Origin of the sequence: Jutongia hominis (assembly GCF_014384965.1) — a bacterium.
In the GTDB taxonomy this organism is placed as follows: domain Bacteria; phylum Bacillota; class Clostridia; order Lachnospirales; family Lachnospiraceae; genus Butyribacter; species Butyribacter hominis.
This window is the reverse complement of the sequence record NZ_JACRSW010000035.1, coordinates 150,157-161,671: the sequence shown is the minus strand read 5'-3', so window position 1 is coordinate 161,671 and position 11,515 is coordinate 150,157. Positions and strand designations below refer to the sequence as shown.

At 38.0% G+C, this 11,515-nt stretch carries 11 protein-coding genes and 1 rRNA gene; 7 read left to right on the top strand and 5 right to left on the bottom strand.

All coding sequences use genetic code 11. The annotated features are described in order from the left end of the window. Positions 1-104, top strand: a 23S ribosomal RNA gene (locus H8700_RS11070); the annotation flags it as partial. A gap of 227 nt (positions 105-331) precedes the next feature. Here H8700_RS11070 and H8700_RS11065 read toward each other — a convergent pair. The 3 genes from H8700_RS11065 to H8700_RS11055 all read right to left on the bottom strand — a co-directional run bounded on the left by H8700_RS11065 (position 332) and on the right by H8700_RS11055 (position 2,942). Then, positions 332-835, bottom strand: a complete 504-nt coding sequence (locus tag H8700_RS11065) for a shikimate kinase (protein ID WP_022140801.1) — start codon at positions 833-835, stop codon at positions 332-334. 269 nt (positions 836-1,104) lie between these two features. Next, positions 1,105-2,445: a cytidylate kinase family protein gene (locus H8700_RS11060; protein WP_249305682.1), complete on the bottom strand. Its 1,341-nt coding sequence runs from the start codon at positions 2,443-2,445 to the stop codon at positions 1,105-1,107. 74 nt (positions 2,446-2,519) lie between these two features. Then, positions 2,520-2,942: a MarR family winged helix-turn-helix transcriptional regulator gene (locus tag H8700_RS11055; protein WP_249305681.1), complete on the bottom strand. Its 423-nt coding sequence runs from the start codon at positions 2,940-2,942 to the stop codon at positions 2,520-2,522. A 291-nt stretch (positions 2,943-3,233) separates the two neighbouring features. Between H8700_RS11055 and H8700_RS11050 the strand changes: the two genes are divergently transcribed. Beyond that, positions 3,234-3,632, top strand: coding sequence for a C-GCAxxG-C-C family protein (locus tag H8700_RS11050; protein ID WP_249305680.1), 399 nt, complete (start codon positions 3,234-3,236; stop codon positions 3,630-3,632). Between the two features lie 136 nt (positions 3,633-3,768). Then, positions 3,769-4,287, top strand: a complete 519-nt coding sequence (locus H8700_RS11045; protein ID WP_249305679.1) for a peptidylprolyl isomerase — start codon at positions 3,769-3,771, stop codon at positions 4,285-4,287. A gap of 1 nt (position 4,288) precedes the next feature. Here the strand turns inward: H8700_RS11045 and H8700_RS11040 are convergent, their stop codons facing one another. Then, complete coding sequence (locus H8700_RS11040) at positions 4,289-5,584, bottom strand: ribonuclease H-like domain-containing protein (RefSeq protein WP_249305678.1); 1,296 nt, start codon at positions 5,582-5,584, stop codon at positions 4,289-4,291. A gap of 539 nt (positions 5,585-6,123) precedes the next feature. Between H8700_RS11040 and cls the strand changes: the two genes are divergently transcribed. The 4 genes from cls (at position 6,124) to ruvB (ending at position 9,829) form a co-directional block, all read left to right on the top strand. Continuing rightward, on the top strand, positions 6,124-7,824 hold the full coding sequence (cls, locus tag H8700_RS11035) for a cardiolipin synthase (RefSeq protein WP_249305677.1): 1,701 nt from the start codon (positions 6,124-6,126) through the stop codon (positions 7,822-7,824). 20 nt (positions 7,825-7,844) lie between these two features. Continuing rightward, positions 7,845-8,099 (top strand): MerR family transcriptional regulator, encoded by a 255-nt coding sequence (locus H8700_RS11030; protein ID WP_022140808.1) that lies wholly within the window; start codon positions 7,845-7,847, stop codon positions 8,097-8,099. 93 nt (positions 8,100-8,192) lie between these two features. Continuing rightward, the gene (gene ruvA, locus H8700_RS11025; RefSeq protein WP_249305676.1) at positions 8,193-8,813 is read left to right on the top strand and encodes a Holliday junction branch migration protein RuvA; all 621 of its coding nucleotides are present in this window, start codon (positions 8,193-8,195) and stop codon (positions 8,811-8,813) included. Positions 8,814-8,830: 17 nt separating this feature from the next. After that, a complete protein-coding gene (gene ruvB, locus H8700_RS11020; protein ID WP_249305675.1) occupies positions 8,831-9,829 on the top strand; it encodes a Holliday junction branch migration DNA helicase RuvB in 999 nt (332 codons plus the stop codon). A gap of 43 nt (positions 9,830-9,872) precedes the next feature. On the opposite strand, the gene H8700_RS11015 is transcribed toward ruvB, so the two are convergent. Beyond that, entirely contained in the window at positions 9,873-11,057 is a 1,185-nt protein-coding gene (locus H8700_RS11015) for a glycosyltransferase (protein ID WP_249305674.1), read from the bottom strand. Positions 11,058-11,515: the final 458 nt, after the last annotated feature.

The window sequence follows — 11,515 nt, the reverse complement described above, 5'->3', positions numbered from 1 at the left end:
AAATCCAGTAAGACCCCTTAAAGACTATGAGGTAGATAGGGCAGAGGTGGAAGTGCAGTAATGCATGGAGCTGACTGTCACTAATAGGTCGAGGGCTTAACCAAGAAAGCATGGAAAGCGAAACGGATGGAACAGTATGTAGTTTTGAAGATATCAGATAGATAAAGTCATTACGTTTATGTAATGGCTTTTTTTTATGGAATAGGAAACTGCTCGTACAGTAGTGGTACACCAGCAAGAATTGCTTTAGCAATTCTTGGAGTGCAAAGCGCTGGCTTTGCACTTTTTTATTGTTCTCCGTTAGTGTTTGATACTATCTGTTGAATTGTGTTTATTTGTTTAGCTTTTTTGCGATCAACCCTACAATCTCACGAATAGAAATATCAGAACAGTTGATCGTAATATCGGCATATTTTTCATATAAAGGAGTACGTTCCCGGTAAAGATCCAGAAGCGTCTGCTCGGGACGCATAGATACACCGCGTTCTTCAAGATCACCAAGTCGTTTGACCAGATCGTCAAATGGAAGACACAGATAAATTATGGTTCCGATGCTGCTTAAATGCTGCATAGCCTCTTTTCCATACACAACACTGCCTCCTGTTGCTATGATAGAATGAGAAACATCCAGCTGTGCATTGATTTTATTTTCGACTTCATTAAAGCCATCCAATCCTTTTTGTGAAATGATTTCATGAAGAAGCATATGCTCTTTTTCCTGAATCACCAGATCAGAATCGATAAAAGTATATCCAAGCTTTTTGGCTAAAACTACGCCAATCGTACTTTTCCCTGCACCGGGCATACCGATTAAAATGATATTATTTGTATTCATATGTATTTTCCTGCTATCTTGTAATTACCTGACTTATTGAGTGACTTTTACAAAAATAGATTTTCCTTTCTGTCAATTTTATTTTGTTGATTTTGTTATCCGTGATAGATTCTATTACGGTGTTGTACATGCGTATGATATCAATAATAAAAATATTTGCTCGTAAATATAGATAAGCCTGAAAAACCAAATGACGGGTTTGTTTTCGTCCGGTTTTCCAGGCTCATTATAGCAAAAATCACGGATGGATTCTATCTTTATTTATTATATTATTTTATTTCTCTTCGTTCTATCATATCGGAAAGTAGATTGATACTTGCATCAATTCCGAGAAAATCAGATTTTAAATAAAAGTCATAGTTATCCATATCTTTCCAATGCTTGTGTGTAAAATAATAACAATGATTAGAACGTTCATGTTCGACTTTTTTGATTTTTTCTTTTGCTTCTTTGGCATTTAACCGATCACGCTTCATAACACGTTCTATTTTTGCTTCTTTGGTTGCACCGACAAAAATTCGGAAAACAGGATAGTCTTTTTGCAAGATAAAGTTTGCCAAACGTCCAACGATCACACAGGATTCTTTGCTTGCAATGTCACGAATGATTTTAGATTGCACTTCAAAAACCTGTTCCACAAGTGGTAATTCTTCCTGTGGCATGGGTTGGATATACCAGAAATAGAGAGAATGAGCAGCAGTATTTTTGACTTTTTGTTCATTTTCGGAAATGACTTTCTCTGATAAACCGCTTTCCTGTGCTGCTTTGTGGATCATGTCAAGATCATAATAGGGGATATGTAACCGCTTGGCAAGCTGTTTTCCGATTTCACGTCCGCCACTGCCATATTCTCTTGCAATTGTTACAACAAGATGTTGCTTAGAAGTATTCTGTGGTGCACTGGTAAGATCCTGAACCAAAGAATCTGCTGTCTGACCGACCGGAGTCATTGTTTCTTTGGTTTGTAAGATGGAATCCAAAGGTGCTTTTAAATACTTGGTAAATGCTTTTACTATCATACCTGTTAAAAGAGCTGAAAGAACAGTACCTTCTCTTGTTCCTACGATCTTAAGATCAAAGAAGAAGAGAGAAAGAAGAATTGATAAAATAACACATAAAATATCAAAACCGATCTTGATATTTCCGAAGTTCTTTTTGGTCGTATCGGATACAGCTTTTACAAAAGCTTCACCGGAATTCATGATTACATTGGCGATAACAGAAAGAGAAATTCCGAAACCAAGGATGATAATTCCAAGCAATACCATAATAAGCCGTAAAAAATAGTTCGTTACGGGAAACGATGCTACCAGATACATTCCAAGGTCTGTAAACCAGCCAAAAAGGAAGGAAAGCGGTATTTGCAAAAGCTGGATCAGTTGAAAATTTTTTTGTAATAGAAGGATCTGTCCTAAGATCAAAACGCAGTTCCAGACAATCAGCAACGTACCAAGTGAAAATGCAGGAAACTTGCAATTCACAACATTTGCTACAGAAGAAATAGGTGATACACCGAGTTCTCCATGTTTTGTAAATGCGACACCGAGTGCCGAGAAAAACAGACTGATAATAAATAAAATATATCGTTTTGTTTGTTCTTTATAATTCATGATGCATCCTCTTTTCTTTGTATAAAATAATATGATTTCTTTTGGTGAGTAATTAATAGGAGATAAAATACCTTTTAGGAAGTTTCTTTCATGTTGTAATGAATTTTTTGCAACAGATCCATCAATTGCTTCTGCTCCTGTCTGGTGAAATTTTGCAAAGCTTTTTCTTCAAGGGATGCAAAAGCTTTGTTTACTTCCTGCGCTTGGGTTCTGCCCTTGGGAGTCAGATAGACATGCAGGCTTCGACGATTCTGATTTTCTGTCTTACGCTGGATCAGGCCTTTCTTTTCCATACCATTCAGGACGGAAGTGAGCGTGGCTGGCTCGATATAGCAGGCTGTAGCCAGTTCTTTTTGTACGGAACCGTCATGTGAGAGAAGATATTCTAAGACTTTTGGCTGACCGGATGTTAATCCTGTATTACGGATTCTGCCAAGCAGATCTTTTTGAAAAAGCATATGATCTGCCATGATCATATGATGTAAGGAATTGTTCATAAGGAAACCTCTTTTCTGCATTTTTGAATGGAAAATAAAATAGTGCATGATCATCAGTTTATCAGAACATGCATTTCCTTTTTGCAATTGTAAAAAGTATTTGATTTACAGATAGGAATAAATAATTAGAAATCAAATAATTAGAGAACTAACTTTTATATTATCTTGAATATTTTGGCAATTGTCAAGTGGAGAATAAAACAAAGGACAAAAAATGTGTTATACTTAACAGGAAAAAAGTCTTAGCAGACAAAAGAAAATAATTACAATACATAGAAAAGAGGAAATCGTATGGCTATGAATATACAGGAAAGAGCAGATCAGGCAGCAAAGTTAAAGGCAACAGGAGTCTGTAATTGTACACAATCAGTTTTAAAAGTATTTGAAGACAAGATTCCAATGGAGGAACAGGAAATTATGAAACTGACAGCCGGTTTTGCAGCAGGAATGGGGTGCCTTGAAAGTACATGTGGTGCGTTAATCGGTGCTGTCATGGTATCTGGAATGTTGACAGATGGTCAGGGAACTATGCTTTATGCAAAAGAACTTGTGAATCGCTTTCAGGCAAAGAGTGGCGCAACAATCTGTAAAGATCTAAAAGGACTCGAGAGTGGAAAGCCTTTATGTGAATGTCCGGATTGTGTCCGCAATGCTGTTATGGCATTAGGGGAGATTTTAGAGGAACAGTAAAAGAAAGTAGAAAGTAGATCAAAGAAGTGGTAGACAGTAAACAGAGACAGCACTTGTTTACAGAATACATTCTGATTTGCTATAATAAAAAAATAAAAAGAATAGCTTTACTATTCTAAGTGATATGGAGGTAGTTATGGTACAAAATCCAATTGTAACATTTGAAACAACAGAAGGTGTGATCAAAGCGGAATTATATCCTGAAATCGCACCAAACTCTGTCAACAATTTTATTTCATTGGTTCAAAAAGGTTTTTATGATGGTGTGATCTTTCATCGTGTGATTGCTGGTTTTATGATCCAGGGCGGTGATCCTGACGGAGTAGGAACCGGAGGACCCGGATATTCGATCAAGGGAGAATTTGCACAGAACGGCTTTGAAAATAATCTTCGTCATACAGAAGGAGTTCTTTCTATGGCACGTTCCCAAATGCCGGATTCAGCAGGATCGCAATTCTTTATCATGCATAAAGATGCACCACATCTTGATGGTGCTTATGCAGCATTTGGTAAAGTAACAGAAGGAATGGATGTCGTAGATAAGATCGCAATGACGGAAACCGATTACATGGATGCACCGGTTGTACCAAAAGTAATGAATAAAGTAACCGTTGAGACCTTTGGTGTAGAATATCCGGAACCTGAAAAATTATAATTTAAATGCATTCTGCTTTTGCAAAGAATGGAAGTTCATGAAGCAGCAAAGAATGCCAGAAAGTATCGCTTTCTTTTTCTTCCGGTAAGCGAAAGAACGCAAGCTTATCCTGATATTCTTTTTGAAAAAGGGGAGAGAAGTTATTTGAACTCTCTTCTTTTTTTGATTTTTTTTGAACCGCCAGACTTGGTATAAAAATACCGTTTTGATGAGTATAACAGGTTGCTTTTGTTGCTCTTTTACGGAAAGACGGATCGACGAATTTCGCTACACTCTTGTGAATTGCCATATCTTCTTTGATCAGGTAATAATATTCTTTGTAGTTCGGAAAGAAGAATTTTAACGAATCTGTTATAATAGGTATTGTGAGGCTTAATTGATCGTTATTTATGAGCAGATTTGCCTGTTGTTGTAAAGAGAGTACATTACTTTCAGGATAACACACAGACATACTTACTTTTTTAGGAAAAGAAAATTTCAGTAAAAAGGTAAGTGTAACCGTTGTGTCAGTCTGCTCAAGCTGGTAACCGGTCTTTTGTAAATTAGAATTGTTTTGATCGTTTTGGGAATCAGAGAATGTCGTTGGTATTGGCAGGTCTCTGTCAGAATGTCTTTTACAAACGAGGATATCAGTATATTTTTCCGGATCAAAAAGATCGGAATAAAGAAGCAGGCTGCATACATTTAACATCATTGCAATATCATCATGATTATGTAATAGAAGCAGTTCTTTTAAGGAATCTGCTTTTTGTGGGTTTAAGATTTTTTTTTGCATATACTCGGAATAAACCGATATCAGGTCGCCACCGGAAAAAGTATCTTCTCTTTGAATCCCCAGCCATTTTTCAACAGAAGTCTGATTACAGCGAGCCAGTCCGAGACATTTTTTGAGAGGACGGATCTTTTTTAATAAGTCGATTGAAAAAAGAGATGCGGTATCAGAAAGAATCTGCATACAATGATCGCTTGGTGTGATCGAATGCTTTTCACACTTTTTTAATATATAAGGAATATCAAATGTCTGACCATTAAAATGATACAGATAAGAATATTGTTCGAGTTTCTGAAAGAAGCTTTCTAATAGCAAAGGCTCACTTTGATAATCGTCAGCAAACCATTGGCAAAGTTCCCAGTGTTCCTCTTCCTGATTAAAATACATCATACCGATCAGGTAAAGAGAAGAAGCTTTTGGAGACAGTCCGGTCGTTTCAATATCAAAAAAGGCAGTCTTTTGGGTATTGTGAAAGAATGGATAGGAAAAGACCGGATCCGGAATGGGGCTGATAATTGTCTGCATAGTGTTCTCCTTTTTTTTTGTGCTGGTCAGACTCGCAAAATCGCTCTTGCAGAGCTTCTCTTTCTGCTTCGCAGAAATTTTGCTCGTTGAAACATGCATGAAAAGGAAATGCCTGCTTTGTTGTCACTTGCTTTTCTTTTGCCACAGTCAGACTCGCAAAATCGCTCTTGCAGAGCTTCTCTTTCTGCTTCGCAGAAATTTTGCTCGTTGAAACATGCATGAAAAGGAAATGCCTGCTTCGCAGTCGCTTCCTTTTCTTTTGCATGTTTCATTATATCATGAATTCGAAACACAAGAAAGCTTGTTTTCTTGTGCAGAATTCATGAACAACAAAATCATTAAGCACGAAGTGCGTCAAGCATGTAATGCTTGGATTTTGGAGTTATTATATCGTCAAGTCGAAATCCAGGAAAGCTTGCTTTACCGGAAACAATGAGATATAATTTGTACTAGTGCTTTGAATACGGGAGTATTCCAAACAACCGAAAAAAGTGGATAAAAAGAAGAAATCCATGATTTGATATTGAAAGGATGATTGGATGGAAAAAAAGATGGTAGTGGATTATGCACATGAAAAGTGGGAGAAAAAGTTCGGAACAGATGCTGCATATGAAAAATGGGATAAAAAGAATAAAAGCAAAGGAACGGATAATTATTTTGATACGGAGTCCAGAGCAAAGAAAAGCTATTTGAAAGGTTTAAAAGGACGTGTACAAAATAATCTGAGTGGTTTATTGCGTGTAGTCGTTACCGCATTGATCGTTCTGTTACAGATTTTATTGATTCTTATTCTGCCGTTTCTGCTAAGGAGCATTACGGTTTATTTTTATTTTATATTGGAATTGTGTTCAATTATTGCAATTGTTACACTGGTAAATAAAAAGCAAAGTCCATCATTTCGGATCGCATGGATATCGATCGTATTACTTTTGCCAATCTCAGGTTTTGTACTTTATTATCTGTGGGGACGTGAAGGCGGTAAGAAAAAGCAGCTTGATGAACACATATTGCGCCAGATCTCATATGGACAGAATTTTCTGATACAGGATGGAAAGATAGCAGAAGAATATGTTGAGAAACATCCGGTAGCCGGAAGAATGGTCAAATATATGATAAGCGAGGGCTTCCCTTTAACAGCAGGAAATGATGTAAAATACTATCCTATGGGGGAAGATGCGTTTGAAGATATAATAGGAGCTTTAGAACAGGCGAAAGAATATATTTTTATTGATTTTTTTATTGTAGCAGAAGGTGCTTTATGGGATCAGATCCACAAGATCTTAAAAAGAAAACTGGAAGAAGGAGTGGAAGTTAAGTTTTTATATGATGACTTTGGCGCTGCAATCCGTACGCAAAAGTTTTTTAAGCAGATTCTTGAACATGAAGGAATGGAAGTACGTGTGTTTAATCCGATCCATAAATATACCGGTGAATTATATATGAATTATCGTTCGCACCAGAAAATACTGGTCGTGGATGGCGAAGTTGGTTTTACCGGTGGATTTAATCTTGCAGATGAATATGCAAATCTTATCGAACGCTTTGGAGTCTGGAAAGATACCGGCGTACGGTTAAAAGGAGAAGCTGTATGGAATCTTACGGTTGTTTTTTTGCAAATGTGGGAAGCAAGTGCATTTGAGAAAGAACATATTGATTATTTGCGATATAAGAAACTGCCTGACAAAGCCGGTGACACATATTGTCAGGTGATTGCAGACGGGCCGGCGTTCAATCCGAATAATTCGATTGAAAGTGTCTATAACCAGATGATCACATTTGCAGACGAATATCTCTATATTACAACACCTTATCTGGTATTAGAAGATTATATGCAGCAAAGTCTGATTGAGGCAGTTCATCGCGGGGTGGATGTGCGTATTCTGACACCATATATTCCTGATAAAAAATATGCGAAATTATTAACAAACTATAATTACGGTATTTTGCTCAGAGAAGGTATTCGTATTTATGAATATACACCGGGATTTATCCATGCAAAGCAGATTTTGTCGGAAAATGCTGCAATCGTTGGAACAATCAACATGGATTACCGCAGTTTCTATCTGCATTACGAAAACGGTGTATGGATGTCAGGTAAGAAGATACAAGAGGATATCCGTCAGGACTTTGCCTATTTATTTGAAACCTGTGAAGAGATCAGTTATGAAAGCTGGAAGCACAGACCAAGACGCTGGAAGCTGATCCAGCCAATCTTAAATCTTTTTTCAACGTTATTCTGATATAGGAGGAGAGTCTTATTATGTATACCAATGTCTGTAAACACTGTCATAAAGTATTCAAATCAAAGATCAGAACCATGTGTTGCAATGATTGTAGAAAAGAAGATGAAAACCAGTTAGATGATATCGTGCAATATTTGAAGCTGTATCCAAACAGCAACGCATTACAGATTGCGGAAGAACTGGGGATTCATCCATATATTGTGGTAAAATTTATTGATGAAGGATGGCTTGGCAAAGTGAACGGAACGTTTAGCCGGCTTCCTGATGAATAGAATGTACTTGTGGTATCTTCTTGAACCGAATTTTTTGGCAGGATTATGAATCAGAAGATTTTAGGAGTACATTAGAAACAACTGGAGGAAAAGATGATTCGTTTTATCAAAGGAACCTTAGCACAGATATCAGAAGGAGAGATTGTATTAGAACATCAGGGAATGGGATTTGCTATTTTTATCCCGGGTTCTTTTATGCAGGAACTACCTTCGATCGGAGAAGAACTGACGGTTTATACCTATCTGAATGTTAGAGAAGATGCGATGCAGCTTTTTGGTTTTTTGACGCAGGAAGATCTCGAAGTCTTTAAACTGTTGATCACAGTAAATGGAATCGGACCAAAAGCAGCACTGTCAATACTTGGTGTGATGGGTGCGTATGATCTGAAATATGCCGTGATGGCAGATGATGCGAAAGCAATTTCAAAAGTACCCGGAATCGGTCCTAAAACTGCCGGAAAACTGATTCTGGAATTAAAAGATAAGCTTAGTCTGGATGATCTGTTTACCGGAGATATTGGAAATGACAGTGGTGATGTGATTATTTCAGCAGATACATCAAAAGAACAAAACAGTGTAATAAAAGATGCGATAGAAGCTTTGGTGGTTCTCGGCTATCCAAAGACGGATGCGACCAAAGCAGTACGTGCTGTCGATATGACAATACCTTTGGAAGTGGATGAATTATTGAAACAAAGCTTAAAGAATTTATAAGATTTGAGGAATCATAGATGGCAAAAAGAATGATAACAACAGAATTTACACAGGAAGATGAAAAGATAGAGACAGGACTCAGACCACAATATCTAAAAGATTATATTGGTCAGAAGAAAGTAAAAGACAATCTGAAAGTGTATATTGAAGCAGCAAAACAAAGACAGGAATCGTTAGATCATGTTCTTTTATATGGTCCTCCGGGACTTGGAAAGACAACCCTTGCCGGGATCATAGCAAATGAAATGGGTGTTAATTTGAAAGTGACAGCCGGACCGGCTATTGAAAAACCAGGAGAGATGGCTGCTATTTTAAATAATTTAAAAGATGGTGATATCCTTTTTGTGGATGAAATACATCGTCTGCCAAGACAGGTAGAAGAAGTATTGTATCCTGCAATGGAAGATTATGTGATCGATGTTGTGATCGGAAAAGGAACAGCAGCACGTTCGATTCGTTTTGATCTGCCACATTTTACACTGGTTGGAGCAACAACAAGAGCCGGTATGCTTTCCGCACCGTTAAGAGACCGTTTTGGGGTTGTCAACCGGTTAGAGTTCTACAGCCCGGAAGAGTTGTGTTGTATCATTGAGAATTCCGCTAAGATTTTACAGGTGGATATTGATAAAGAAGGAGCAATGGAAATGGCACGTCGTTCCAGAGGAACACCTCGTCTAGCCAATCGTTTCTTAAAAAGAGTACGTGATTTTGCACAGATCAAGTATGATGGAAAGATTACAAAAGAAGTAGCTGATTTCGCATTAAATTTGTTAGAAGTAGACCGTCTTGGTTTAGACAGGACCGACCGCAAGATCATTACAACGATGATCGAAAGCTATGGCGGTGGTCCGGTTGGTATCGAATCGCTTGCTGTTGCGATCGGTGAAGATGCAGGAACATTAGAAGATGTATATGAACCATATCTTGTTCAAAATGGATTACTCCTTAGAACACCAAGAGGACGAATGGTATCGGACGCAGCCTATCATCATTTTGGACTGCAGCCACAAGAATAAAATACTATAAAAAGGTTGTTTTTTGTGGATTTTGCATCGGCTTTCAGGAAAGCGTGTGGATAAAGCGAAGCAGATCATTAGCACGGTTTGCCCAGGTGTGCTTTCGCATTGTTAATGTGTAAGCATTCCGGGCGATTTTTTTTGCCCTTTTTGGGTTTTGCAGGATGGAATTTACAAGATCCGGTAATGCCTCTATGTTACTCAGATCATAAAAAATGACATTTTCCCGATCAGTCAGTTCGCAGCAAAGATAGCGGTTTGTATCTGTAACACAGACAGCACCGTTTGCCATAGAATTAAAAACACGGTCATGTGCACCGTCTTTAAACCATGGCATGATGTTAAGCGAAATCTTTGCATTTGCGATCCGTTCCAGACATCCTTTTGATAATTGCCCTTCTTCAAATGTCAGATATTCGGGATGTTTGCATTGTAAACGATTCCAGCCTTTACCGACACAATGTACGTTGATCTTATGATCGACTAAGGTTTTTATGATTTTTTCACGAAAATAAAAGCGGATGTAAGCGTCAATAAAGATCATATTGGCGATTGTTTTCCGGATTTCTTCGTTGGAAGCATCCGGAAATTCCCGATGCAGATGTGCTTCCATAACCGCATCATCTGCTAATTGAGGATTTTGTATCAATTCTGTCAGCATACTGCGGTAAAAGACAGCATATTCTTCTCCAAGGCGGTCGATATACTGGTCGAATTCTTCTTTCGGAGTGAAATTGCCGGTAAAGACAACATCGTATGTTCTGTCTTCAAAAGAAGGGTAAGAACCATCCGGATAAAGAGAAGTACCTGCAAGTGGCAGGAAAAGATCACTGTGGATCTGTGGATAATAATTTTTCAGATACGCACGATGCAATCTGTCGATCGATACCTGATAGAAACGGTTTGGATGAATCTCGATCACTTCAGGATAATAAAAAGGATGGTCAACAGCAATATTAATACAGATTACATCATGGGAATCCCAAAAGAGTCGGTTGAGTGGATCGTACAGACAGGGACTCATTTGTAATCCTTCAAAATTGAATGTGATCAGGACTGTATCGGATATTCCGGCAAAAGAAGCTAGTTTTTGGGCACTTTCTTCTTCATAACGCTGGTCAAAAAGAAAGATTTTATATCCTGCCTGAACGAATGTATTTTGCATTTGTCGTGAAAAGAAATCCAGAGTTTCCGTACCTCCGGTCATAAGTACAATTTTTGAACGCATAAATCGAACCTCCCATATGTATCTATTGTAAAAGGGAAAAGAGCAAAATGCAATGACAGGGTATCAAAGATTATTGGGATATGGTATAATAACTCCAAAATCCAGATGCTTCGCATCTGACGCACTTTGTGCTTGAAGATTTTGTCGTTCATGAATTCTGCACAAGAAAGCAAGCTCTCTTGTGTTGCGAATTCATGATATAATGAAACATGCAAAAGAAAAGGGAGCGACTGCGAAGCAGGCATTTCCTTTTCATGCATGTTTCAACGAGCAAATGTTTTTGCGAAGCAAAAACGAGAGCTCTGTAAGAGCGGATTTGCGAGTCTGATTGTGGCAAAAGAAAAGGGAGCGACTGCGAAGCAGGCATTTCCTTTTCATGCATGTTTCAACGAGCAAATGTTTTTGCGAAGCAAAAACGAGAGCTCTGGAAGAGCGAATTTGCGAGTCTGATTGTGGCA

Excerpts from the sequence above, each read along its gene's own strand:
- H8700_RS11040 (WP_249305678.1), bottom strand. The coding sequence starts at position 5,584 with ATGCAGACAATTATCAGCCCCATTCCGGATCCGGTCTTTTCCTATCCA.
- cls (WP_249305677.1), top strand. The coding sequence starts at position 6,124 with ATGGAAAAAAAGATGGTAGTGGATTATGCACATGAAAAGTGGGAGAAA.
- H8700_RS11030 (WP_022140808.1), top strand. The coding sequence starts at position 7,845 with ATGTATACCAATGTCTGTAAACACTGTCATAAAGTATTCAAATCAAAG.
- ruvA (WP_249305676.1), top strand. The coding sequence starts at position 8,193 with ATGATTCGTTTTATCAAAGGAACCTTAGCACAGATATCAGAAGGAGAG.
- H8700_RS11060 (WP_249305682.1), bottom strand. The coding sequence starts at position 2,445 with ATGAATTATAAAGAACAAACAAAACGATATATTTTATTTATTATCAGT.
- H8700_RS11015 (WP_249305674.1), bottom strand. The coding sequence starts at position 11,057 with ATGCGTTCAAAAATTGTACTTATGACCGGAGGTACGGAAACTCTGGAT.
- H8700_RS11050 (WP_249305680.1), top strand. The coding sequence starts at position 3,234 with ATGGCTATGAATATACAGGAAAGAGCAGATCAGGCAGCAAAGTTAAAG.
- H8700_RS11045 (WP_249305679.1), top strand. The coding sequence starts at position 3,769 with ATGGTACAAAATCCAATTGTAACATTTGAAACAACAGAAGGTGTGATC.
- ruvB (WP_249305675.1), top strand. The coding sequence starts at position 8,831 with ATGGCAAAAAGAATGATAACAACAGAATTTACACAGGAAGATGAAAAG.
- H8700_RS11055 (WP_249305681.1), bottom strand. The coding sequence starts at position 2,942 with ATGAACAATTCCTTACATCATATGATCATGGCAGATCATATGCTTTTT.
- H8700_RS11065 (WP_022140801.1), bottom strand. The coding sequence starts at position 835 with ATGAATACAAATAATATCATTTTAATCGGTATGCCCGGTGCAGGGAAA.